The 24,002-nt window shown below is 35.7% G+C and carries 20 protein-coding genes and 1 riboswitch; of the genes, 18 read left to right on the top strand and 2 right to left on the bottom strand.

Annotation, left to right across the window (positions count from 1 at the left end):
- Nucleotides 1–7 precede the first annotated feature (7 nt).
- The 7 genes from QLS65_RS09980 to metF all read left to right on the top strand — a co-directional run bounded on the left by QLS65_RS09980 (nucleotide 8) and on the right by metF (nucleotide 9,951).
- Nucleotides 8–2,098 (top strand): nitrite reductase, encoded by a 2,091-nt coding sequence (locus tag QLS65_RS09980; protein ID WP_282717242.1) that lies wholly within the window; start codon nucleotides 8–10, stop codon nucleotides 2,096–2,098.
- Nucleotides 2,091–2,867, top strand: coding sequence for a uroporphyrinogen-III C-methyltransferase (cobA, locus tag QLS65_RS09975; protein ID WP_282717240.1), 777 nt, complete (start codon nucleotides 2,091–2,093; stop codon nucleotides 2,865–2,867). The genes QLS65_RS09980 and cobA overlap by 8 nt, the downstream gene beginning before the upstream one ends.
- Complete coding sequence (locus QLS65_RS09970; RefSeq protein WP_099713583.1) at nucleotides 2,867–3,448, top strand: precorrin-2 dehydrogenase/sirohydrochlorin ferrochelatase family protein; 582 nt, start codon at nucleotides 2,867–2,869, stop codon at nucleotides 3,446–3,448. The genes cobA and QLS65_RS09970 overlap by 1 nt, the downstream gene beginning before the upstream one ends.
- A 107-nt stretch (nucleotides 3,449–3,555) precedes the next feature.
- Nucleotides 3,556–4,608, top strand: a complete 1,053-nt coding sequence (locus QLS65_RS09965) for an NAD(P)/FAD-dependent oxidoreductase (protein WP_099713582.1) — start codon at nucleotides 3,556–3,558, stop codon at nucleotides 4,606–4,608.
- A 92-nt stretch (nucleotides 4,609–4,700) separates the two neighbouring features.
- Nucleotides 4,701–4,820: riboswitch (SAM riboswitch) on the top strand.
- Nucleotides 4,821–5,135: 315 nt separating this feature from the next.
- Nucleotides 5,136–6,137, top strand: a complete 1,002-nt coding sequence (locus tag QLS65_RS09960) for a homocysteine S-methyltransferase family protein (RefSeq protein WP_282717239.1) — start codon at nucleotides 5,136–5,138, stop codon at nucleotides 6,135–6,137.
- Between the two features lie 82 nt (nucleotides 6,138–6,219).
- Nucleotides 6,220–8,898 carry a methionine synthase gene (gene metH, locus QLS65_RS09955; RefSeq protein WP_282717238.1) on the top strand — a complete coding sequence of 893 codons (2,679 nt, stop codon included), beginning with the start codon at nucleotides 6,220–6,222 and terminating at the stop codon, nucleotides 8,896–8,898.
- A 96-nt stretch (nucleotides 8,899–8,994) separates the two neighbouring features.
- Complete coding sequence (metF, locus tag QLS65_RS09950) at nucleotides 8,995–9,951, top strand: methylenetetrahydrofolate reductase [NAD(P)H] (protein ID WP_282717237.1); 957 nt, start codon at nucleotides 8,995–8,997, stop codon at nucleotides 9,949–9,951.
- A gap of 69 nt (nucleotides 9,952–10,020) precedes the next feature.
- Here the strand turns inward: metF and gldA are convergent, their stop codons facing one another.
- Entirely contained in the window at nucleotides 10,021–10,917 is an 897-nt protein-coding gene (gene gldA / locus QLS65_RS09945; protein ID WP_282717235.1) for a gliding motility-associated ABC transporter ATP-binding subunit GldA, read from the bottom strand.
- 148 nt (nucleotides 10,918–11,065) lie between these two features.
- On the opposite strand from gldA, the gene QLS65_RS09940 reads away from it, so the two are divergent.
- The 10 genes from QLS65_RS09940 (at nucleotide 11,066) to queA (ending at nucleotide 21,463) form a co-directional block, all read left to right on the top strand.
- The gene (locus QLS65_RS09940; protein WP_282717233.1) at nucleotides 11,066–12,319 is read left to right on the top strand and encodes a dicarboxylate/amino acid:cation symporter; all 1,254 of its coding nucleotides are present in this window, start codon (nucleotides 11,066–11,068) and stop codon (nucleotides 12,317–12,319) included.
- A 434-nt stretch (nucleotides 12,320–12,753) separates the two neighbouring features.
- Entirely contained in the window at nucleotides 12,754–13,581 is an 828-nt protein-coding gene (locus tag QLS65_RS09935) for a prephenate dehydratase (protein WP_282717231.1), read from the top strand.
- The gene (locus QLS65_RS09930) at nucleotides 13,578–14,723 is read left to right on the top strand and encodes an aminotransferase class I/II-fold pyridoxal phosphate-dependent enzyme (protein WP_282717229.1); all 1,146 of its coding nucleotides are present in this window, start codon (nucleotides 13,578–13,580) and stop codon (nucleotides 14,721–14,723) included. The genes QLS65_RS09935 and QLS65_RS09930 overlap by 4 nt, the downstream gene beginning before the upstream one ends.
- Nucleotides 14,724–14,798: 75 nt before the next feature.
- Nucleotides 14,799–15,656, top strand: coding sequence for a prephenate dehydrogenase (locus tag QLS65_RS09925; protein WP_282717227.1), 858 nt, complete (start codon nucleotides 14,799–14,801; stop codon nucleotides 15,654–15,656).
- An 82-nt stretch (nucleotides 15,657–15,738) separates the two neighbouring features.
- On the top strand, nucleotides 15,739–16,821 hold the full coding sequence (locus tag QLS65_RS09920; RefSeq protein WP_282713100.1) for a bifunctional 3-deoxy-7-phosphoheptulonate synthase/chorismate mutase type II: 1,083 nt from the start codon (nucleotides 15,739–15,741) through the stop codon (nucleotides 16,819–16,821).
- A 275-nt stretch (nucleotides 16,822–17,096) separates the two neighbouring features.
- The gene (rsgA, locus tag QLS65_RS09915; protein ID WP_282717225.1) at nucleotides 17,097–18,074 is read left to right on the top strand and encodes a ribosome small subunit-dependent GTPase A; all 978 of its coding nucleotides are present in this window, start codon (nucleotides 17,097–17,099) and stop codon (nucleotides 18,072–18,074) included.
- Between the two features lie 36 nt (nucleotides 18,075–18,110).
- Nucleotides 18,111–18,563, top strand: a complete 453-nt coding sequence (gene dtd, locus QLS65_RS09910) for a D-aminoacyl-tRNA deacylase (RefSeq protein WP_282713099.1) — start codon at nucleotides 18,111–18,113, stop codon at nucleotides 18,561–18,563.
- A 1-nt stretch (nucleotide 18,564) separates the two neighbouring features.
- Nucleotides 18,565–18,891 carry a nucleotide pyrophosphohydrolase gene (locus QLS65_RS09905; protein ID WP_035668323.1) on the top strand — a complete coding sequence of 109 codons (327 nt, stop codon included), beginning with the start codon at nucleotides 18,565–18,567 and terminating at the stop codon, nucleotides 18,889–18,891.
- A gap of 106 nt (nucleotides 18,892–18,997) precedes the next feature.
- Nucleotides 18,998–20,227 carry a 3-phosphoshikimate 1-carboxyvinyltransferase gene (gene aroA, locus QLS65_RS09900; RefSeq protein WP_282717218.1) on the top strand — a complete coding sequence of 410 codons (1,230 nt, stop codon included), beginning with the start codon at nucleotides 18,998–19,000 and terminating at the stop codon, nucleotides 20,225–20,227.
- Between the two features lie 186 nt (nucleotides 20,228–20,413).
- The gene (gene queA, locus QLS65_RS09895; protein ID WP_282713097.1) at nucleotides 20,414–21,463 is read left to right on the top strand and encodes a tRNA preQ1(34) S-adenosylmethionine ribosyltransferase-isomerase QueA; all 1,050 of its coding nucleotides are present in this window, start codon (nucleotides 20,414–20,416) and stop codon (nucleotides 21,461–21,463) included.
- Between the two features lie 325 nt (nucleotides 21,464–21,788).
- Here the strand turns inward: queA and QLS65_RS09890 are convergent, their stop codons facing one another.
- Entirely contained in the window at nucleotides 21,789–22,523 is a 735-nt protein-coding gene (locus tag QLS65_RS09890; RefSeq protein ID WP_282717211.1) for an SIMPL domain-containing protein, read from the bottom strand.
- 180 nt (nucleotides 22,524–22,703) lie between these two features.
- On the opposite strand from QLS65_RS09890, the gene kynU reads away from it, so the two are divergent.
- Nucleotides 22,704–23,978, top strand: coding sequence for a kynureninase (kynU, locus tag QLS65_RS09885; protein WP_282717209.1), 1,275 nt, complete (start codon nucleotides 22,704–22,706; stop codon nucleotides 23,976–23,978).
- Nucleotides 23,979–24,002: the final 24 nt, after the last annotated feature.

The raw sequence follows: 24,002 nt of genomic DNA, 5'->3' as shown, positions 1-24,002 counted from the left end.
CACACAGATGGAAAGTTTTAGAACCGAAATAGAAAATCCGATTGTCCAAAAAGACATTATCGATTTAGAAAGAAAAATTGCTTTATTCCGTGACGGAAAAATTGATGACGAACGTTTTCGTAGCCTTCGTTTGGCGAGAGGAGTTTATGGTCAGCGTCAGGAAGGTGTACAAATGATTCGTATCAAATTGCCTTTTGGTAAAGTGACCAGCGAACAATTGTTGCGAATTACTAAAGTTTCTGATGAATATTCAACCGGACGTTTGCACATTACAACGCGTCAGGATATCCAGATTCACTATGTAAGTTTGGACAGAACGCCACAACTTTGGGCAGAATTAGAGAAAGATGATGTTACACTTCGTGAAGCTTGTGGAAACACCGTGAGAAATATTACGGCTAGTGAAACGGCAGGAATCGATGGAGAAGAACCTTTTGATGTGTCGCCTTATGCGCATGCCTTGTTTCAGTTTTTCTTGAGAAACCCAGTTTGTCAGGAAATGGGACGTAAATTTAAAATGTCATTTTCATCTTCAGATAAAGATACAGGATTGAGTTATTTGCATGATTTAGGATTTATTCCAAAAATTGTAAACGGCGAAAGAGGCTTCAAAGTAATGTTAGGTGGAGGATTAGGTTCACAACCAAGTCATGCTGAATTATTATCGGAGTTTATTCCGGTAAACCAAATTATCCCAACAACTGAAGGTGTTTTAAGAATTTTTGACCGCTATGGCGAAAGAGCAAAACGTTTGAAAGCTCGTATGAAATTCCTAATCAAAGATTTGGGAAGAGACGAGTTTTTAAGATTGGTGGAAGAAGAGAAAAAAGCTTTGTCTTACCAAACAGTTGAAATCGACACGACTGCTTTTGATGGTGAAATTCCAGCTCCTTTATTGGAAGTTCCAAAAGTAGTAATCGAAGATGCAGCTGCTTTCGAAGCTTGGAAAAAATCAAATGTAATCGCTCAAAAACAAGCCGGTTATGTAGCGATTGGAATTAAAGTTTTATTGGGTGACTTTTATACGGATAAAGCAAGAGCATTGGCAGAATTAATCAAAAATTATGCAGCGAATGAATTGCGTTTTTCTTTGAGACAGGATATTTTAATTCGTCACGTAAAAGAAGAAAACCTACCATTTTTCTACCAAGAATTAGCCAAATTAGATTTTGTGGCTTTGGGTTACAATACCATTTCAGATATTACAGCTTGTCCGGGAACAGATACGTGTAATTTAGGAATTGCAAGCAGTACCGGAATCGCAGTAGAACTAGAAAGAGTTTTAGAAACAGAATATCCACAATACAGCAACAATAAGGAAATCACGATTAAAATCAGTGGTTGTATGAATGCTTGTGGACAACACAATATGGCCGAAATTGGTTTTCAGGGAATGTCTATCAATTCAGGAAAATTAGTAGCGCCAGCGTTACAAGTTTTATTAGGTGGAGGAAATTTAGGAAACGGAAACGGAAGATTTTCTGATAAAGTAATCAAAATTCCAAGCCGAAGAGGACCTGATGCATTGCGTTTCATCTTAAATGATTTTGAAACAAACGGAAACGGACAATCATTTTTGAATTATTACGATGCCAAAGGCGAAAAATACTTCTATGAATTTTTGAAACCATTAGCCGATTTGACTAATCTTACTGAAGCTGATTTTGTTGATTGGGGAAATGCTGACAACTACGTAAAAGCAGTTGGAGTAGGAGAATGTGCTGGAGTTGTAATTGATTTAGTAGCTACTTTAATATTAGAAGCCAAAGACAAAATGACTTTCGCACAAGAAGCTTTTGATGAAGGAAAATGGGCTGATGCAATTTATTTAGCATACGCAGGATTTGTAAATGGAGCTAAAGCATTATTACTTGCTGAAAACCAAAAAACAAATCACCATGCAGGAATTATCGATTTGTTTGACACGGTTTTCATCGAAAGCAATAAAATTGAGTTGAATTCAACGTTCAAAGATTTAGTATACCAAATCAGAGCGAACGAACCTTCTGCGGAATTTGCACAAAAATACATTCAAGAAGGAGTTGCCTTTTTTGAAAACATAGAAAAATACAGAGCAAAAGATTTAGCTAATGCATAATACAATACAACCCAAAGTAACTTTAGTAGGCGCTGGTCCTGGCGATCCGGATTTGCTTACTCTGAAAGGAGTAAAAGCTCTTGCTGAAGCAAATGTGGTTTTGTATGATACGCTGGCCAATGATGAAATAATGATTCATGCGCCAAAAAATGCCATCAAAATATTTGTGGGTAAACGAAAAGGTTGCCATGAATATACGCAAGACCAAATCAATCAGTTAATTGTTGATAATGCGCTTACGTACGGAAATGTCGTCCGATTAAAAGGTGGAGATCCATTTATTTTTGGACGTGGAAGTGAAGAAATAGAATTCGCAGAAAGTTTTGGAATCCCTACATTTGTAGTACCCGGAATTTCATCTTCGATTGCAGTTCCCGCTTACCAAGGAATTTCTTTGACAAAAAGAGGTGTTTCAGAAAGTTTTTGGGTAATTACAGGTTCAACTTCTGATAGGAATTTGTCTAATGATGTTGCATTAGCAGCGCAATCGTCAGCAACAGTTGTTATTTTGATGGGAATGAGCAAATTATCACAAATTGTTTCTTTGTTCCAAAAAGAATCCAAAGGAGAAACTCCAGTTGCGATTATTCAAAACGGAACTACTCCACAGGAAAAAATTGGAGTTGGAACGATTTACACAATTCAAGCAGTTGTGGCAGAGAATAAATTAAGTTCGCCAGCAATAATTGTTATTGGCGAAGTAGTCAAAGAAAGTAATAAGTTGAAAGGATTTTACGAAGAATTTCTATCAAACGAAATACGATTATAATGGAAAGAAATGAATTATATCCTGTTTTTTTAAAACTACAAAACCTGAATGTGTTGATTGTAGGTGGAGGAAACGTGGGTTTAGAAAAATTATCTTTCATGTTGAAATCAAGTCCGAATGCGAATGTTGAGGTGGTTGCACCAAGGTTTTTGCCGGAACTGGAAGAATTGGTCGAAAGACATCCTTCGGTGAAATTGACTAAAGCCAAGTTCAAGAAAAAAATGTTGAAGAAACGACACATGGTGATTGCTTGTACAGATGATTTAAAAGTCAATAAACGCGTATTTGATTTATCTCGAAAAAGATATTTGATTTGCAATATTGCTGATACACCAGATTTGTGTGATTATTATTTGGGTGGAATTGTAACCAAAGGAAATGTCAAAATTGCTATTTCAACTAATGGAAAATCACCGACAACTGCCAAAAGATTACGGGAGTTTTTCGAAGAAATAATTCCAGACGATATCAATAAAATGGTCGAAAACCTAAATGAATATCGCAAGACACTAAAAGGAAATTTCGAAGAAAAAGTACAAAAAATGAATGAAATCACCGAAGCATTAAAAAATAAAGAATAAATCAGAGCAAAATAACGAATGATATTTATCATTTAAAGTCGTAAAAATCAATCGTTAATTTGCAATTAAATAGTTTAGCATAATTACATTACATAAAGAATAAAAAAATGATTAAAACAGACATACTTATAATAGGAGCCGGACCAACAGGTTTATTTGCAGTTTTTGAAGCAGGATTGTTAAAACTGAAATGTCATATTTTAGATGCTTTGCCACAAGCAGGCGGACAATTATCTGAATTATATCCAAAAAAACCCATTTATGATATTCCAGGTTTTCCGGAAGTATTAGCCGGAGATTTAGTAGATAATTTAATGGAACAAATCAAGCAATTCGAACCAGGATTCACACTGGGAGAACGTGCAGAAACCATTGAAAAACAAGAAGACGGAAGTTTTATTGTTACTTCAAATAAAGGAAAAAAATTCCATGCTCCTGTGGTAGCAATTGCAGGTGGTTTAGGAAGTTTTGAACCAAGAAAACCATTGATTGAAGACATCGAATTTTACGAGGATAAAGGAATTAAATACTTTATCAAAAATCCGGAAAAATTCAGAGACAAAAGAGTCGTGATTGCCGGAGGAGGAGATTCTGCTTTGGACTGGAGTATTTTCTTGTCGAATGTTGCTTCTGAGGTAACTTTGATTCACCGTAGAAACGAATTCAGAGGGGCTTTAGATTCTGTAGAAAAAGTACAGGAATTGAAGAACTCAGGAAAAATAAAAATGATTACGCCTGCAGAAGTAGTTGGCTTGAATGGAGCTGAACATTTAGAGTCAATTGATATTGAGGAAAATGGCGCACATAGAACCATTGCAACGGATTATTTTATTCCACTCTTTGGATTAACACCAAAATTAGGTCCTATCGGAGACTGGGGATTAGACATTGAAAAAAATGCCATCAAAGTAAATAATGCTTTGGATTACCAAACGAACATTCCGGGAATTTTTGCCATTGGTGACGTAAATACCTATCCGGGAAAACTGAAATTGATTCTTTGTGGTTTCCACGAAGCCACATTAATGTGTCAGGCAGCCTACCAAATCATCAATCCAGGTAAGAAATATGTATTGAAATACACTACAGTTTCTGGTGTTGACGGATTTGACGGAACCCGTAAAGAAGCTCCAAAAGCCGTGGTGAAAGCCATAGTTTAACAACATAATACAAACTAGTTAAAAAATATAGCGCTAATACTTGCAAGTATTAGCGCTATGTCTTTACTTTGCACTGTTCATATATTTATTGAAAGTTATCACGAAAGGCGGAGGGAAAGACCCAATGAAACCTTAGCAACCCTTTATCTTTAAAGAAGGTGCTACATTCTACTTTATACAGAACCAGTTTCAGTATTTAAGATAGATAACACACGAATACTCACTTAGTATTTCTCAAACCCTTTCTTGACAACATATCGATATTTAGCTTACTGAATTTATTTCAGTATCAGGAGCGAACAATTGGCGTTTTTTTGTCAATACCGTTCCCGCTTTTCGTTGCAATCTTTCTCACCCTGAAACAAGTTCAGGACGAGAAAGGATTTTCACTGCAAACGTAGTTCATCGAACTCCTATGAAAATAGTAATTAAGTGAGGTAATCGGGGCTAAAGAGCTATTATATTGAACTTTTGGAATTAATAATAAGCGCTTAATACTATAATGTTTTGCGAGAATAAAACAAAAGATGTCAACAATTCAAGAAGCTATTAAAAAAAACATACTCATACTCGATGGAGCTATGGGAACCATGTTGCAACGCTACAATTTTTCCGAAGAAGATTTTCGAGGAGAACGTTTCAAAGATTTTCCACATTCCTTAAAAGGGAACAACGATTTATTGTCATTAACGCAACCACAAGCGATTCGTGCCGTTCACGGAGCTTATTTTGAAGCAGGAGCGGATATTGTTGAAACCAATACTTTTTCTGGAACTACTATCGGAATGGCCGATTATCATCTGGAAGATTTGGTATACGAACTCAACTATGAATCAGCAAGAATCGCCCGTGAAGTAGCCGATGAATTCACAGCCAAAAATCCGGATAAACCTCGTTTTGTAGCCGGTTCAATAGGACCAACAAACAGAACGGCCAGCATGTCACCAGATGTAAATGATCCGGGATATAGAGCTGTAACTTTTGATGATTTACGTATTGCTTACAAACAACAAGTAGAAGCGTTGATTGATGGAGGAAGTGATTTGCTTTTGGTAGAAACCATTTTCGACACGTTAAATGCAAAAGCGGCCCTTTTCGCTATTGAAGAAGTCAAAGACGAACGCAATATCGATATTCCAATAATGGTTTCCGGAACGATTACGGATGCATCAGGAAGAACACTTTCGGGTCAAACCGTAGAAGCTTTTTTGGTTTCGGTTTCGCACATTCCATTATTGAGCGTAGGTTTCAATTGTGCTTTGGGTGCTGATTTGCTTAAACCATATCTACAAACTTTGGCGCATAATACGTCATTCAATGTTTCGGCACATCCTAATGCAGGATTACCAAATGCATTTGGTGAGTACGATGAAACGCCAGAACAGATGCAAGCTTTCATCAAAGAATATTTAGACGACAATTTAATAAATATCATAGGCGGTTGTTGCGGAACAACGCCAGAGCACATCAAGTTGATTGCTGATATCGCAAAGGAGTATAAACCTAGAGTATCAACAGCGACAATGTAACGTAGAGACGCGATGTATCGCGTCTTAATTATAGCCAGGAATTCTTTGTAATTATTGATTTTAGGGCAAAAAAAAATAAAAAATGGCACAAGCAGAAACTAGAAAAAACCTTGTATTATCGGGATTAGAGCCTTTAATCATTACGCCAGACAGCGTATTTGTGAATATTGGTGAGCGTACCAATGTTACAGGTTCTAGAAAATTCCTTCGATTAATCAAGGAAGAAAAATACGAAGAAGCACTTAGCATTGCAAAAGAACAAGTAGAAGGTGGCGCACAAATCATCGATATTAATATGGATGAAGGAATGCTCGATGGCGAATATGCTATGACAAAATTCCTAAATCTAATCGCTGCAGAACCTGATATTTCCAGAGTGCCAATCATGATTGACAGCTCGAAATGGGACATTATCGAAGCGGGTTTAAAAGTAGTGCAAGGAAAGAGTGTTGTAAACTCAATTTCTTTAAAAGAAGGGGAAGAACAATTTATTCATCATGCTAAATTGATCAAGCGCTACGGCGCTGCAGCAATTATTATGGCTTTTGATGAGGTGGGTCAAGCAGATAATTATGAGCGAAGAGTTGAGATTTGCCAACGTTCGTATGATATTTTGGTAAACAAAGTTGGTTTTCCTGCACAAGACATCATTTTCGATTTGAATATATTTCCTGTTGCAACAGGAATGGAAGAACACCGCTTAAACGCATTGGATTTCTTTAGAGGAACAAAATGGGTTAGAGAGAATCTTCCACATGCGCATATTAGTGGTGGTGTAAGTAATGTTTCTTTCTCGTTTAGAGGAAATGACACGGTTCGTGAAGCGATGCACTCTGTTTTCTTATATCATGCGATTCAAAATGGTATGACTATGGGAATCGTGAATCCAGAAATGCTTTCCATTTACGATGAAATTCCAAAAGATTTATTAGAACACGTTGAAGATGTAATTCTAAACCGTCGCGATGATGCAACCGAAAGATTGTTGGACTTTGCTGAAAATGTAAAAGGAGATGTCAAGAGTAATGAAAAAGCAGTTCAAGAATGGCGTTCAGGAACTATTCAGGAACGATTGACACACTCGTTAGTAAAAGGAGTCGATGAATTTATAGAAATTGATGTAGAAGAAGCGAGACAGGCAGCAACAAAACCTATCGAAGTAATCGAAATCAACCTAATGGCAGGAATGAATGTCGTTGGAGATTTATTTGGTTCGGGAAAAATGTTTTTACCACAAGTGGTGAAATCAGCGCGTGTAATGAAAAAAGCAGTAGCTTATTTATTGCCATTCATTGAAGCCGAAAAAGATGGTGTTTCAAGTTTTGCAGGTCGTATCTTAATGGCAACGGTAAAAGGCGACGTACACGATATTGGAAAAAATATTGTTTCAGTTGTTTTGGCTTGTAACAATTATGAAATCATTGATTTAGGTGTCATGGTTGCGCCTGAGAAAATTATCGCTGCAGCTATAGAACACAACGTTGATATTATTGGATTAAGCGGATTGATAACACCGTCACTTGATGAAATGGTGTATTTGGCTAAGGAATTAGATAAAAGAAACATAAAAATTCCAGTGATGATTGGTGGAGCAACCACTTCACGAGCGCACACTGCCGTAAAAATTGCACCACAATATAGAGAAACTGTTATTCACGTAAATGATGCTTCGAGAGCCGTAACGGTTGCCGGAAATTTGTTGAACAGTGAGAGAAAAATATATGCAAGTGACATCAGAGCAGAATATGATGCTTTTAGAGAGACATTTTTGAATCGTTCACGCGACAAAAATTTCTTGACTATTGAGCAAGCTCGTGTCAATAAACTGAAATTAGATTGGGAAAATTACAATCCAATGAAACCTAATTTTATTGGAACAAAAACAATCGAAGTCGATTTGGATGTTTTGGTTCCGTATATTGACTGGACACCGTTTTTTAGAACATGGGAATTGTTCGGTAAATATCCGGCGATTCTTACTGATAATGTTGTAGGTGAACAAGCTACTTCAGTTTTTGCGGATGCAAAGGAAATGTTGGACGTTATTTTGAAAGAAAAGAAACTGACAGCAAAAGGAATCTACGGAATTTTTCCAGCGAATCAAGTGAATGATGATGACATAGAATTGAGCGATGAAAGCGGAAAAGTATTAGAGAAATTCTTGACTCTGCGTCAGCAATCACAAAAAACGAAAGGTGCTCCAAATATCGCTTTATCTGATTTTATTGCTCCGAAAGACAGTGGTAAAACGGATTATATGGGTGCGTTTTGTGTAACGACCGGTTTTGGTGTTGATGAATGGGCAGCTGAATTTGAAAGAGATTTAGATGATTACAATTCGATTATGGTGAAAGCATTGGCGGATCGTTTTGCAGAAGCTTTTGCCGAATACCTTCACGAAAAAATCCGAAAGGAAATTTGGGGATACGCTGCTGATGAAAATTTATCTACCGAGGCTATGATTGAAGAGGTTTATAAAGGAATTCGTCCAGCACCGGGTTATCCGGCTTGTCCTGACCATTTAGAAAAGCCAACGATTTGGAAATTACTAAATGTAGAACAAGAAATAGGAGTGACTTTAACGGAAAGTATGGCGATGTGGCCGGCTTCATCGGTTTCTGGATATTATTTTGGAAACCCGGAAAGTAAGTATTTTGGACTTGGAAAAATAAAAGAAGACCAAGTTATAGATTATGCCAAACGAAGAAGCGTATCGACAGAAGTTGCCATGAAATGGCTGAACCCAAATATAGCAGATTAGAAAATAGTTTAAAGTTGAAATTTTGTTTAAAGTTTAAAGTTTAAAGTTGTTCGAGAGAACCTTAAACCTTAAACCTTAAACTTCAAACTAAAGAAAATGAAAGTAACACAACATATTGAAGACGCAAAAGGAGAAACTTTATTCTCTTTCGAAATTATTCCACCTCAAAAAGGCAAAAGCATTCAGGAATTATACGATAATATTGATCCGTTGATGGAGTTCAAACCACCATTTATAGATGTAACTACTTCTCGCGAAGAATATATTTACGTGGATAAAGGCAATGGTTTATTAGATAAGAAACTGACCAGAATGCGTCCGGGAACGCTTGGGATTTGTGCTTCGATAAAGCATAAATACAACGTAGATACGGTTCCTCACGTGCTTTGCGGTGGTTTTACCAAAGAAGAAACCGAGTATTTATTGGTCGATTGTCATTATCTGGGAATTGATAATGTGATGGCTTTACGTGGTGATGCGATGAAAGACGAGCAATATTTTATTCCGAAACAAGGAGGAAATGATTTTGCGGTTGATTTAGTGAAACAAATCAACCAATTGAATTGCGGAAAATATTTGCACGATGTAATGGATATTGATAATAAAGCCAATTTTTGTATTGGTGTAGCTGGATATCCGGAGAAGCATTTGGAGTCTCCATCCTTACAATCTGATTTAAAAAGGTTAAAAGAAAAAGTTGATGCCGGTGCGGATTACGTGGTGACACAAATGTTCTTTGATAATGCTAAATACTTTGAATTTGTTGCCAAAGCTAGAGAAATGGGAATTACTGTACCTATTATTCCAGGTATTAAACCAATTGCCGTAAAAAGACATTTGCAAGTATTACCGCAAATTTTCAGAATTGATTTGCCGGAAGATTTAATTCATGCGGTTGACCAATGTAAAAATAATACTGATATCAGGGAAGTAGGAATCGAATGGGCAATTCAACAATCTTTAGAATTGAAAGCTGCAGGAGTTCCGGTATTGCATTATTATTCTATGGGAAAATCAGAGAATATTAGACAAATTGCGAGTAAGGTTTTTTAATTCCCCAATCGTATTTTATAAAAAAAGCTCGTTTAAAATCAAATTTAAACGAGCTTTTTTAGTTGTAAACTACTTTGTAATCTCTCTAAATACTGCCTCGAGGTTTTTATTTTTCTGATTCAGTTGAAGTGTTTTCAAACCATTGGCATTAGCGAAATCAAAAACAGCCGGTCGCATGTCTTTATCCGCTTTGAAAGTCAATTCCCAAATCATGTCGTGTGTATTCTTGTAAGAAACTAGATTTTCGATTTTGGCAATAGCTTGTTCCTCTATTTTATAATCAAATTCTACTTCGATAACTTGCTCCTTGTCTTCGGAAATTAAGTGGTCCAGTTTTTTATCGGTAACAATTTTGCCGTTATTGATGATAATAACGCGGTCACAAATGGCTTCAACTTCCTGCATAATGTGCGTAGAAAGGAAAACGGTTTTATCTTTTCCTACGTTTTTAATCACATTACGAATTTCCATTAATTGATTTGGGTCTAAACCAGTTGTTGGTTCGTCAAGAATCAAAACATCGGGATTGTGTAATAAAGCATTGGCAAGGCCTACACGCTGACGGTAACCTTTGGATAATTGTCCTATTTTTTTATGACTTTCGGTACTTAAACCTGTCAATTGAATTACTTCTTCGATTCGGGATTTGTCTACTTTATAGACATCAGCGTTAAAAGCTAAATATTCCCGTACATATAAATCCAAATACAACGGATTGTGTTCTGGTAAATAACCAATAGAAAGCTGAACGGCTTTTTGCTGTGTGTTTACATCGTTTCCATTTACGATTGCTGTACCTTCATCGGCATTGATATACGTTGTCAATATTTTCATTAAAGTCGATTTTCCGGCTCCATTTGGACCTAAAAAACCAACAATTTCTCCTTTATTAATGGAAAATGAAATGTTATCCAGTGCTTTTTGGGCACCGTAACTTTTTGATATATTAGTAACTTCTATTGACATGGAATTTTATTTGTTGCAAAAGTAAACAGAAAAAGTATTGATTTATTGTTTTTTGTAGCCCAATAGCTAAAAAGTCCTTGGTCAAAGTTTTACAAAGCGAGATGATATTCTATTTTAGATTTATATATTTACCATAAACTATATAGATATGAATTTGAAAAATACACAATCGGGCAGTTTTCTGAAAAACTACAAAAGTATTTTATTGCTACTTGGCGGGATTCAGGCAGGAAGTATATTGGGTTTAGTTTTTGGAAAAGGAGTAGAAGTCATTAAACCTTTGGGCGATATATTTTTGAATTTATTGTTCACGGCAATTATCCCTTTGATTTTTTTTACGATTGCATCTTCGATTGCCAATTTAGAAAAATCAGAGAAATTGGGGAAGTTGTTTGTAATCGTTATTGGCGTATTTTTAAGCACAGTATTGATTTCGGCCATTTTGATGATTGTTGGCGTATTGTTATTCCCTGTTCAGCAAGATATTATCATTTCCAAAATTCCATTGGAAACCATTCAGGAAAGTTCTACGGGTTCACAAATTACCCAGTTGCTTACTGCAAGTGACTTTTTTGAACTGTTGTCCCGTAAAAATATGTTGGCGCTTATTATATTTTCTTTTTTAATAGGATTTGCCAGTTTGCATTCGGGAGAAAAAGGGAAAGATTTCAGTCGCTTCCTAAATTCAGGAAATGAAGTGATGAAGCAATTGTTACACATGATTATGAAAACGGCTCCAATAGGTTTGGGTGCTTATTTTGCGTATCAGGTTGGGATTTTCGGACCGCAATTATTTGGCGCTTACGCAAAACCTTTAGGGCTTTATTATGCGGTTTGTGCTTTTTACTTTGTCGTATTTTTTAGTTTGTATGCTTTTATCGCCGGAGGGAAATTAGGATTTAAAGTATTTTGGAAAAACAATATTACGCCTTCATTAACGGCATTGGGAACCTGCAGCAGCATTGCGACAATTCCGGCGAATCTCGAAGGTGCCGAAAAAATGAATATCCCGAGTCATATCAGGAATGTAGTTATTCCACTTGGCGCACCTTTGCACAAAGACGGTTCGAGTATGTCGTCCATTATAAAAATCGCGGTTATTTTTGCCATGTTTGGTAAAGATTTCACAGATCCTTATAATTTACTAGTGGCATTGGGAATTACAGTAATTGTTTCGGTAGTCGAGGGCGGAATTCCAAATGGAGGTTATATAGGTGAAATTCTAGCGATAACCGTTTATGGATTTCCTATGGAGCAAGCTTTACCAGCCGCGATGATTGTAGGAACCTTAGTAGATCCTATGGCGACCCTGTTGAATGCAAATGGAGATTTGGTTTCAGCGATGGTAGTTACCCGAATTGCAGAGGGAAAAAAATGGCTTTCGGCTAATTTAGCAGCTTAAACGCTTTTTTAGTTTGAATTAGTTGAAAAAAGCATTTAGAAATCAGTAATAAGAGATAGGTTAGAAGTCTCTTTTTTAGGTATTTTGCAATAATAAGCAGCTTTCACAAAGAATTCTTTTTTTGTTACATAAAACAATAATTTTTTTTTGGTCGGTTTGAAATAAGCCCTACATTTGCAGTGTAAATATTAAATATAACACAGAACATATAATGTCTAATAACCGTTTTTATTTTAGCAACACTTATTATTTCTTCTTTAGGAAGTAAGGGATTGTGCTATGGTTATTTGAAAACAAACAAACAAATAAAACTAATATACAATCCTGATGAAAATCAGGATTTTTTTTTGAATATAACTGAAATAAGATAAATGAAAATTGATAGAATACGAATCAAAATTTCATTTTCAAATAGAAACAAATAATAACTTAGAATGAGAACTAAGATTGCAATACAAGGTATAAAAGGCTCTTTTCATCATCAGGTGGCACAGGATTATTACTATCAAAATGTTGAGGTAGATGAGTGTTTGTCTTTTGAAGAGTTAGTGGATAGTTTGCTTTCAGGAAAATCAGATCAGGCGGTTATGGCTATAGAAAACTCTATTGCAGGACCAATTATTCCGAATTATGCCTTGATTGATAAAAACAACTTGCACATTGTTGGAGAGCATTATTTAGATATTCATCAAAATTTAATGGCGCTAAAAGGGCAACAAATTGAGGATATTTTAGAAGTGCATTCACATCCAATGGCGTTATTGCAATGTATGGAGTTTTTGAAAAAGTATCCGGACATAAAATTAGTTGAAGATAAAGATACTGCCGAAACGGCACGAAGAATACATCAGCATCAGTTGAAAGGAATTGCTGCAATTGCGAGTAAAACGGCTTCTGAAATGTATGATTTAGAGATTTTGGCTCCGGAAATCCAGACGATAAATAATAACATGACACGATTTGTTATTCTTAAAAAGGAGAACTCATTTGTTGATGAAAACGAAATAAACAGAGCTTCCATCAAATTTGAATTGGATCACAAACGCGGCAGTTTAGCGGCAGTTTTAAATGTGATGAGTGATTGTAAATTGAATTTGACCAAAATACAATCGTTACCAAAAATAGAAACGCCTTGGAAATATTCCTTTTTTGTGGATGTTACTTTCGAAAAATACGAAGATTATACTAAAGCAAAAGCATTACTGACCATAATGGCGGAATACTTTAAGGTTTTAGGCGAATATAAAAATACAAAACCATGATTACTACAGCGAAACGTCTGGATATAATTGAAGAATACTATTTCTCCTCAAAACTGCGAGAAGTAAGACAATTGGCTTCTGAGGGGAAACCAATTATTAATATGGGAATTGGAAGTCCGGATTTACAGCCATCACAAGCAGTTGTTGGTGCAGTTGTTATGGCAATGCAAGATGAAAATGCGCATCAATACCAAAGTTATCAAGGATTGCCGGAATTACGACAAGGTATTGCTGATTTTTATCAGAATAACTTTCAAGTGGCGTTGAATCCTGCTAACGAAATTTTGCCTTTGATGGGTTCCAAAGAAGGAATCATGCATATTTCACTGGCTTTCTTGAATGAAGGAGATCAGGTACTTATTCCAAATCCAGGATATCCAACGTATACTTCGGTGACGAATTTAGTAGGGGCAGTGCCTGTTTATTATGACTTAAAAGAAGTAAATAATTGGGAACCTGATTTCGAAGCTTTGGAAAAACTGAATTTATCTAAAGTGAAAATCATGTGGATTGGTTATCCGCATATGCCAACAGGAGCAAGAGGAAGTTTGGAGTTGTTTTCAAAATTAGTGGCTTTTGCCAAAAAACATAACATTTTGTTAGTCAATGACAATCCGTATAGTTTTGTTTTAAATGACAATCCGATGAGTTTGTTACAAGTGGAAGGTGCCAAAGATGTGGCTTTAGAATTGAATTCTTTGAGTAAGACTTTTAACATGGCAGGCTGGAGAGTTGGAATGGTTTTAGGAAATGCAGCTTGTATTGATGCTGTTCTAAAAGTAAAAAGCAACATGGATAGCGGAATGTTTTACGGGATTCAAAAAGGAGCAATTGAAGCTTTAAAAAGTGACAAGACTTGGTTTGAATCGATGAATGCGATTTATAGAAAACGCAGAATTCTTACCGAACAACTAGCTGAGAAATTAGGTTGTAAAGTGTACAAAGAAGGAGTTGGATTATTTGTTTGGGCAAAGTTGCCAGACGGAATTACATCGGCAGAGAAATTCATTGATGAAATTTTATATGACAAATCTATTTTTATTACACCGGGGACCATTTTTGGTTCTAATGGAGAAGGATATATTCGATTTGCACTTTGTGTAAAAGAAGAAAAAATACAAGAAGCTATAAATAGATTTTAGATTGTTGATTAACGATTCTAGATTTCAGATTTTCCTTCAAGGTTTTTAAAACATTGTAGGTATAAAAATAAAACGATGAAAGTATTTGTAATAGGAATAGGATTAATTGGCGGTTCGATGGTATTGGACATTAAAACGCTGCATCCGGAAGCCAAAATTTATGGAATTGATAACAACGAAAGTCATTTGGCGGAAGCCTTAACTTTAGGAGTTGTTGATGGAGCGGCAACATTTGAAGATTTAGTTGATGCTGACTTTGTAATCGTTTCGGTTCCTGTTGATGTAGCATTGATTGTTTTGCCAAAAGTATTGGATGTCGTTGGGGACAATACGATTGTTTTTGAAGTAGGTTCAACAAAAACTCCTATTTGTGAAGCGGTTGCCCATCATCCTAAAAGGAGAAATTTTATTGCTACGCATCCTATTGCAGGAACGGAGTTTTCAGGACCTTCGGCAGCGATAAAAGGATTGTTTCAAGGTAAAACGAATATTATTTGTGAAGTAGAGAAAACAACTTTCAAATTACAGGAAAAGGCGTTGGAGCTTTTTACCGCTATGGGAATGAGAATCCGTTATATGGACCCGAAATCACATGATAAACACATTGCATATGTGTCGCATTTGTCACATATCAGTGCGTTTATGTTGGGGAAAACGGTAATCAATAAAGAGAAAGACGAACAGGATATTTTTGATATGGCCGGATCCGGTTTTGAAAGTACGGTTCGTTTAGCCAAAAGTTCGCCAGCAATGTGGACTCCAATTTTTAAACAAAACAGGAAGCAGGTTGTGAAAACATTGGATGAATACATTTCTAATTTATCAAAATTTAAAGAATTATTAGAAAAGGAAGATTACGATGCGATTTATAATGAAATGCAAAGTGTCAATAAAATAAAGGAAATATTAAACGGAATTAATGTAAAAAAATAGACCGTTTTTTGGGGCAGGCGCAGTCTCAGAAAACAGTTTTAAGAAGAAGAACAACACAATAAAAAAATAAAAATTAAAAAAGATGGAAAACAAGAAAGAAATGAGAAATTGGTTGAATGAATTCAATTTGACTCATCCATTTGTAATCGCAGGACCTTGCAGTGCTGAAACAGAAGAACAAGTATTGAAAATTGCACATGAATTGAAAGATTCAGATGTAAGTGTTTTTAGAGCAGGAATTTGGAAACCTAGAACACGTCCGGGAGGATTTGAAGGAGTAGGAGAAATAGGGTTGAAATGGTTGAAAAAAGCCAAAGAACAAACGGGATTGTTAATGGGAACTGAGGTAGCAAATGCTGCTCATGTAAAATTAGCTTTGGAGTATGATATTGATGTATTGTGGATTGGTGCAAGAACTACCGTAAATCCATTTGCAATGCAGGAAATTGCAGATGCTTTAGTAGGAACTAAAAAAATCGTATTGGTTAAGAATCCGGTAAATCCAGATTTGTCTTTATGGTTGGGTGGTGTTGAGCGTTTATACATGGCAGGAATTGAAAAATTAGGAGTAATTCATAGAGGTTTTTCTACTTACGAGAAAACAAAATACAGAAATATTCCAGAATGGCAGATCCCTATCGAATTGCAAAATAAATTCCCTGATTTGCCTTTAATCATTGACCCGTCTCATATTACAGGAGATCGCAAAATGATTCTTGAAGTTACTCAAGAAGCTTTGGATTTGAATTATGATGGTATGATTATCGAAACACATTACGATCCGGACAATGCTTGGAGTGATGCTGCACAACAAGTTACGCCAGACGCTTTGAAACAAATTTTTATTGATTTGAAAGTTAGAAAAGTAAATGATGTATCGGATGAGTTTACTCAAAAAATGGCTAAGTTAAGAGCTAATATAGATGTTTTAGATGCTACTTTATTGGATTTATTAGGGAAGCGTATGAAAGTAGCAGACGAAATAGGTCAGGTGAAAAAAGATGCTAACGTTGCTGTATTGCAAAACAATCGTTGGAACGAAATTCTAGGAAAAATGATTTTAGAGGGTGAGAAAAAAGGATTGACGGAAGAGTTTGTACTGAAAATGTTCAAAGCGATTCACCAGGAAAGTATTGGTCACCAAGAAAAAGTATTGAACGCTTAAAATGATTTAGGAGTGTAGATTAACGATTTCTGATTTTAGATTTCGGTGATGAGAATTTAAATTTTATGAAGTCCCAAGACGTTATGTTTTGGGATTTTTTTGTTTTTAGAGTCTTCTTATGTCAAAAATCGAAAATCTTTTATCTTTGCAGAGCCTTAGATTTTAAATCTGAAATCTAAAATCGTTAGTCTTCAATCAAAAATCCTTTATCTTTGCAAAGTCTTAGGTTTTAAATCAGAAATCTAAAATCGTTAATCTTCAATCAAAAATCCTAAATGACAGGACTAGTATACAAATCTACAGGAAGTTGGTACACCGTAAAATCCGAACAAGGGGATTTTATCGAATGCCGTATGAAAGGTAAATTCCGAATTAAAGGAATCAAAAGCACCAATCCTATTGCTGTCGGTGATATTGTGGATTATGAACTCGAGGTAACATCAGATGTAGTTACAGGAACTATTCATAAAATTCATGACAGGAAGAATTACATCGTACGTAAATCAGTGAATTTATCACATCAGATGCATATTATTGCGTCTAATATTGATCGGGTTTTCTTGTTAGTTACAATTAATAATCCGCCAACGACTTTTAATTTTATTGATCGTTTTTTGGTTACAGCCGAAGCATATAGAATTGAAACGATACTGGTTTTTAATAAAATAGACACTTTTGATGATGCCACGCTTGACGAACAATTGTACATGCAGCATGTGTATCAGGAAATAGGGTACAAATGTTTGCGCGTTTCTTCGACTGAAATGAAAGGAATTGAGGAGTTGAAAAAAATGATGATTGGAAAAGTGAGTATGTTCTCTGGGCATTCCGGTGTTGGAAAATCTACTTTGGTAAATGCAATGGAACCTTCTTTACATCTAAAAACAAAAACAATTTCTGAAGCAAGTAAGCAGGGACAACACACGACGACTTTTGCAGAGATGTATGATTTATCATTTGATGCCAGAATCATCGATACGCCGGGTATCAAAGGTTTTGGAATAGTCGATATGGAAAAAGAAGAAGTGAGTGGTTATTTTCCTGAGTTTTTCAAATTGAAAGACCAATGTAAATTTAATAATTGCTTGCATAAAGAGGAACCGCATTGCGCCATTAAAGCAGCATTAGAAAGAGATGAAATCGCTTGGTCCCGTTATAGAAGTTATCTTAAAATTCTGGAAGGAGACGATGAACATTATCGTACTGATATCCATAATGAAGATAGAATTATTAGTGATAAAACGAGGGAATAACAATGTCAATTTCAAAAATCAATTTCAATTTCAAAAATGAGAATCGTCCTTCAAAGAGTTTCCTCCGCCTCCGTAACCATCGATAATAAAACTGTAGCCGATATCCAAAAAGGACTGTTGGTTTTAGTTGGTATTGAAGATGCCGATACTCAAGAAGATATAGATTGGCTGGTTAATAAGATAACTAACATCCGCATTTTTGGCGATGAAAACGATGTCATGAATTTATCTGTTAAAGATATTGACGGAGATATTATTGTGGTAAGCCAATTTACATTACATGCTTCTACCAAAAAAGGCAATCGTCCTTCCTATATAAAAGCTTCAAAACCAGAAGTTGCTATCCCATTGTACGAGAAATTTGTAAAAAAAATAGAAATGGAATTGGGAAAGAAAGTACAAACTGGAATCTTTGGTGCGGATATGAAAGTACTTTTGTTGAATGAAGGTCCTGTAACGATAGTAATTGACAGTAAAAATAGAGATTAAAATGAACCTAAAAAATTCCCAATTAGACGTAGATACTTGGATAAAAGAACACGGCGTTCGTTACTTTAACGAATTGACCAATATGGCACAGCTTACAGAAGAAGTAGGCGAAGTGGCTCGAATCATAGCACGTCGTTACGGCGAACAATCTGAAAAAGAAAGCGACAAAAATAAAGATCTAGGTGAAGAATTAGCCGATGTGGTTTTCGTAGTATTATGTTTAGCAAATCAAACAGGAATCGATTTGCAGGCTGCTTTCGATAAAAAGATGGATTTAAAATCTATTCGAGACAAAGACCGTCACAAAAACAACGAAAAACTCAAATAATTTGTGAATTGTAAATTATGAATTGTAAATGAGTAGTGGTAAATTGCGTCCTTAAATTTTTTGAGTCGTAAGCGAAAGCTATAACTCATAACTCATAATTAAAAACATGAATTTACTGTTACAAACTTCCCATTCTAATTTACAAGCTCAAATTGCAGTTACCGGTTCAAAAAGCGAAACCAACCGACTATTATTGTTACAAGCACTTTTTCCAAATATTACTTTGGCTAATACTTCCAACTCTGATGACAGTGAAGTAATGCAAAAAGCATTGAAAGGAAACGAGGAAATAGTTGACATTCATCATGCGGGAACGGCTATGCGATTTCTAACGGCTTATTTTGCTGTAAACGAAGGTCGAGAAGTAGTTTTGACTGGTTCTCAGCGAATGACGGAGCGTCCAATAAAAGTTTTGGTGGAAGCCTTGGAACAATTAGGTGCGAAAATATCCTACGATAATGAAGCAGGTTATCCGCCTATTCGAATCAAAGGACAAAAAATTACAGCCTCTAAAGTTACTATTCCTGCAAATGTAAGCAGTCAATACATATCGGCATTGTTATTAGTGGCGCCAAAATTGGAAAACGGTATCGAAATCACTTTAGTAGGTGAGATTACTTCAGTTCCTTATATCAAAATGACATTGGCTTTGTTGAATGATTTGGATATTAAAACCAGTTTCGAAGGGAATGTAATTACCGTTTATCCAAAACAAGAAGTGGAATCGAAAGTAATGACCGTAGAATCCGATTGGAGTTCTGCTTCTTACTTTTTTAGTTTAGCAGCTTTGGCAGAAAATGCGACGATTTCATTGACAAGTTATAAAGAAACCAGTTTGCAAGGCGATTCGGCTTTGGTTGAAATCTACAAACAAATGGGTGTTGAAACGCATTTTGATGGAAACAAAATGACGCTTACAAGACAAGTGGATTTTAAACCCGAAAATTTAAACTTAGAATTAAACAATACGCCAGATATTGCTCAAACCATTGTAGTTACTTGCCTTGGATTAGGAATTGGCTGTCATCTTACGGGGCTTCATACCCTGAAGATTAAAGAGACTGACAGACTCGAAGCACTTAGGATTGAGTTAACAAAATTAGGGGCCAATATTTCAGTGACTAATGATAGCTTGACGCTTGTGACTTCAAACGAAATCAATCACAATATTAAAATCGCTACCTATAACGATCACAGAATGGCTATGGCATTTGCCCCATTAGCTTTAAAAGTGCCAATAATTATCGAAAATGCCGAAGTAGTTTCTAAATCATACCCTGATTTTTGGGAAGACATGAAAAAATTAGATTTTAATGTATCTGAAATTACATCTTAATTCTCAATGTTTACGGGGCTAAAGCTTTGCTGCTTTGTTACTTTGCAATTTTGAAACTAAATTAAACAGCAAAACACTTGACAACGCCTATCTCACAATCGTATATTTGCACACTCGGATTAAGATTGTCATCCTGAGCGCAGACGAAGGACATAACTCATAATCTATAACTCATAACTTTATCAAATGAAATTATCACATTTTCAATTCGATTTACCAAAAGAACTTCTTGCTGAATATCCAGCTGAAAACAGAGACGAAGCACGTCTAATGGTTATTGATCGTAAGAAAGGAACTATAGAGCATAAAATGTTCAAAGATGTTATCGATTATTTTGATGACGGAGATGTTTTAATTCTGAATAATACTAAGGTTTTTCCAGCGCGTTTGTATGGAAACAAAGAAAAAACAGGAGCAAGAATCGAAGTTTTTTTACTTAGAGAATTAAATTCTGAGCAAAGACTTTGGGATGTTTTAGTTGATCCGGCTCGTAAAATTAGAATTGGTAACAAACTATATTTTGGAGATGACGATTCGTTAGTAGCTGAGGTTATTGACAACACGACTTCTCGTGGAAGAACATTGCGTTTTCTTTACGACGGTTCTTATGAAGAATTCAGAAATAAATTAACAGAACTTGGAGAAACTCCAATCCCAAAATATATTTCTAGAGACGTAACTCCGGAAGATGCGGAACGTTACCAAACCATTTATGCTAAAGAAGAAGGTGCTGTTGCAGCGCCAACTGCAGGATTGCATTTCTCGAAACATTTATTGAAAAAACTGGAAATCAAAGGAATTAAATTTGCCGAAGTAACGCTTCACGTAGGTTTGGGAACTTTCAATCCAGTTGAGGTTGAGGATTTATCAAAACACAAAATGGATTCTGAGGAATTAAAAATTACTCAGGAAGCGTGTGATATTGTGAATGAAGCCAAAGCTAAAAAGAAACGTATATGTACCGTAGGAACTACTTCTATGCGTGCCGTTGAAAGCTCAGTATCGTCACAAAACACCTTGAATCCTTTTGATGGATGGACAAATAAATTCGTTTTTCCTCCACATGATTTTACGATTCCAACGTGTATGATTACTAATTTTCATACGCCAAAATCAACTTTATTAATGATGGTTTCAGCATTCTGCGGACATGATTTAATGAAAAAAGCCTATGCCGAAGCAATTAAAGAAGAGTATAAATTCTATTCTTACGGTGATGCGATGTTAATCATCTAATCTGTCCCTAAACTTCGAGATAATCATATTCTAAATAACAAAATCTCGTCAGTAATGGCGGGATTTTTTTTGGTGTGCCCCAAGGGTCGGGCTGTACGCTGTATCTTTATTTTCTGAAAGAAAGAAAATAAAGGATGCCACTTCCATCCCTCACACAATACGTTTTGGATAGGTGAGGACTTTTTGTGTGAGAAAATAAATTTAAAACGTCATCTCAATTTTGTATCTGAATAAATTTATTACAGCTGTTTTTTTGTCAAGTCGAGCGCAGTCGAGACTCCTTGTTGGGTCTCGACTGCGCTCGACTTGACATATATTCTAAATTCTAATTCACTTGATACACCAGTCGTACCGTAATATTAGCCGTTTTGTTTTTGGATTGCGTATTGAAGGAACCGCCATAAGAAAAATCTTCCGATGAGTTTTGACCCGTAATTTGAAAAACACCCATATCTGATTTTTTTAGATTTCCTAAGCTCGCATCTGCATTTTCAGCGATGCTTTTTGCTCTGATACTCGCGTCTTTTGTCGCTTCGGCAATCATTTTTATTTTCAATTCGGCAAGTTTTGTATAGTAATATTCAGGAGGAGAAGAATAAAATTCCACACCAGAATTAATTAACTCACTGGACTGTCTAGATAATTCTTCGATTTTATTTACTTCCTTAGATTGGATACTCACGCTTTGGGTTAAGGTAAATCCAGTGAAAATTTGCTGTCTTGTAGTTCCGTTTTCGTTATAAGTCGTTTCAAAATCTTTATTAAAATTAACTGCTGAGAATACCATTTCATTCGGAGCAATTCCTTTGCCTGATAAATAGCTTTTTATTTTCTCTCTGTCAGAGTCCAATGCTGAGTACGCTTCTTTCAAAGTCACACTTTTTTTAGAAAAAGAACCGTTCCAAACAATCAAATCCGATACGAAATCCTTTTTTCCGGAGCCAGTAACACTTATGGTATCATTACTTTTATTTCGATTCTGAAAAGCATTCGAAAATAAATACGAGGAGATTACCACGGCGATAGCAATAATAATAACGTTCAAACTGTTTTTGAGCATGGGTAAGAATTTTAAATTCAATTGAATATTAATAATAACGAGTTGTTTTTTATTTCAGTATAGTATTAGGGAACTATTTTTTCTTATTCGGAATTTTAACTATTTTATGTGTCGTCAATCGGCGATAAGTCTTTTCTCTATCAGCCTTTTTTTACTACTTTTACAAACAAAATACAAAATATGGCATTCGAAAATACTCTTGAATTTGCAAAACAACTCGATTCGCAAGATCAATTACATAAATACCAAGATGAATTTATTTTTCCGCGGGTAAATGGAAAAAAAGTAATTTATTTTACGGGAAATTCATTGGGATTACAACCCAAACGTACTAAAAACTATGTAGATGAGGTGATGAATGATTGGGCAAGTTTAGCTGTTGAAGGTCATTTTTATAGTGAAAAACCGTGGTGGGATTACCACGAACGATTTGCAAATCCGTTGAGTAAAATTGTAGGTGCGTTACCGAGTGAAGTTACGGTGATGAATACGCTTACGGTCAATCTTCATTTGTTAATGGTGTCTTTTTACCGACCAACAAAAAGCAGATATAAAATTATTTGCGAAGAAAAAGCATTTCCTTCGGATCAATATATGTTTCAAAGTCAGGTTCATTTTCATGGATACAAACCGGAAGATGCGATTGTTGAAATCAAGCGTCGCGAAGGAGAACACAACATTCGTTTAGAAGATGTTTTGGCCAAAATTGAAGAAGTAGGTGAGGAGTTGGCTTTGGTCTTAATAGGCGGTGTCAATTATTACACAGGACAAGTTTTTGATATGAAAACCATTACTGCTGCTGGTCATAAAGCGGGCGCTTATGTAGGTTGGGATTTAGCGCATGCCGCAGGAAATATAAAACTGGAATTGCACGATTGGAATGTGGATTTTGCAGCTTGGTGCAGTTACAAATACATGAATTCAGGTCCTGGAAATGCTTCAGGATGTTTCATTCATGAGAAACACCACAACAATTCGGAGTTGCCAAGATTCGCAGGTTGGTGGGGACACAATAAAGAACGACGTTTCAAGATGGAACCCACTTTTGATCCAATTCATGGAGCCGATGGTTGGCAAATAAGCAATTTACCGGTACTTTCTTTGGCGCCATATTTAGCATCTGTAGAAATGTTTGATGAAATTGGGATGGACGCTTTAATTGAAAAAAGAGATGCAATTACGTCGTATTTAGAATTCATTCTGCACGAAATAGACAAAGAAGTCGATAGTACTTTCGAAATAATTACACCGTCAAATCCATTAGAAAGAGCGTCGCAATTATCAGTGTTACTTCATGGGGAAGGACGTAGTTTATTTGATTATCTTATGAAAAATGGTGTGATTACGGATTGGCGCGAACCTAATGTTATTCGATTAGCACCGGTTCCATTGTATTGTTCGTTTGAAGACATGTATCACTTTGGACAAATATTGAAATCCGGGATTTTAAAATAGTTTAGACACAGAATTATATAAAAA

Origin of the sequence: Flavobacterium algoritolerans, from assembly GCF_030010385.1 — a bacterium.
GTDB lineage: Bacteria > Bacteroidota > Bacteroidia > Flavobacteriales > Flavobacteriaceae > Flavobacterium > Flavobacterium algoritolerans.
Note: the sequence above shows the minus strand (reverse complement) of the source record. Positions and strands in the feature narration are given on the sequence as shown.

Excerpts from the sequence above, each read along its gene's own strand:
- QLS65_RS09980 (WP_282717242.1), top strand. The coding sequence starts at position 8 with ATGGAAAGTTTTAGAACCGAAATAGAAAATCCGATTGTCCAAAAAGAC.
- cobA (WP_282717240.1), top strand. The coding sequence starts at position 2,091 with ATGCATAATACAATACAACCCAAAGTAACTTTAGTAGGCGCTGGTCCT.
- QLS65_RS09970 (WP_099713583.1), top strand. The coding sequence starts at position 2,867 with ATGGAAAGAAATGAATTATATCCTGTTTTTTTAAAACTACAAAACCTG.
- QLS65_RS09965 (WP_099713582.1), top strand. The coding sequence starts at position 3,556 with ATGATTAAAACAGACATACTTATAATAGGAGCCGGACCAACAGGTTTA.
- QLS65_RS09960 (WP_282717239.1), top strand. The coding sequence starts at position 5,136 with ATGTCAACAATTCAAGAAGCTATTAAAAAAAACATACTCATACTCGAT.
- metH (WP_282717238.1), top strand. The coding sequence starts at position 6,220 with ATGGCACAAGCAGAAACTAGAAAAAACCTTGTATTATCGGGATTAGAG.
- metF (WP_282717237.1), top strand. The coding sequence starts at position 8,995 with ATGAAAGTAACACAACATATTGAAGACGCAAAAGGAGAAACTTTATTC.
- gldA (WP_282717235.1), bottom strand. The coding sequence starts at position 10,917 with ATGTCAATAGAAGTTACTAATATATCAAAAAGTTACGGTGCCCAAAAA.
- QLS65_RS09940 (WP_282717233.1), top strand. The coding sequence starts at position 11,066 with ATGAATTTGAAAAATACACAATCGGGCAGTTTTCTGAAAAACTACAAA.
- QLS65_RS09935 (WP_282717231.1), top strand. The coding sequence starts at position 12,754 with ATGAGAACTAAGATTGCAATACAAGGTATAAAAGGCTCTTTTCATCAT.
- QLS65_RS09930 (WP_282717229.1), top strand. The coding sequence starts at position 13,578 with ATGATTACTACAGCGAAACGTCTGGATATAATTGAAGAATACTATTTC.
- QLS65_RS09925 (WP_282717227.1), top strand. The coding sequence starts at position 14,799 with ATGAAAGTATTTGTAATAGGAATAGGATTAATTGGCGGTTCGATGGTA.
- QLS65_RS09920 (WP_282713100.1), top strand. The coding sequence starts at position 15,739 with ATGGAAAACAAGAAAGAAATGAGAAATTGGTTGAATGAATTCAATTTG.
- rsgA (WP_282717225.1), top strand. The coding sequence starts at position 17,097 with ATGACAGGACTAGTATACAAATCTACAGGAAGTTGGTACACCGTAAAA.
- dtd (WP_282713099.1), top strand. The coding sequence starts at position 18,111 with ATGAGAATCGTCCTTCAAAGAGTTTCCTCCGCCTCCGTAACCATCGAT.
- QLS65_RS09905 (WP_035668323.1), top strand. The coding sequence starts at position 18,565 with ATGAACCTAAAAAATTCCCAATTAGACGTAGATACTTGGATAAAAGAA.
- aroA (WP_282717218.1), top strand. The coding sequence starts at position 18,998 with ATGAATTTACTGTTACAAACTTCCCATTCTAATTTACAAGCTCAAATT.
- queA (WP_282713097.1), top strand. The coding sequence starts at position 20,414 with ATGAAATTATCACATTTTCAATTCGATTTACCAAAAGAACTTCTTGCT.
- QLS65_RS09890 (WP_282717211.1), bottom strand. The coding sequence starts at position 22,523 with ATGCTCAAAAACAGTTTGAACGTTATTATTATTGCTATCGCCGTGGTA.
- kynU (WP_282717209.1), top strand. The coding sequence starts at position 22,704 with ATGGCATTCGAAAATACTCTTGAATTTGCAAAACAACTCGATTCGCAA.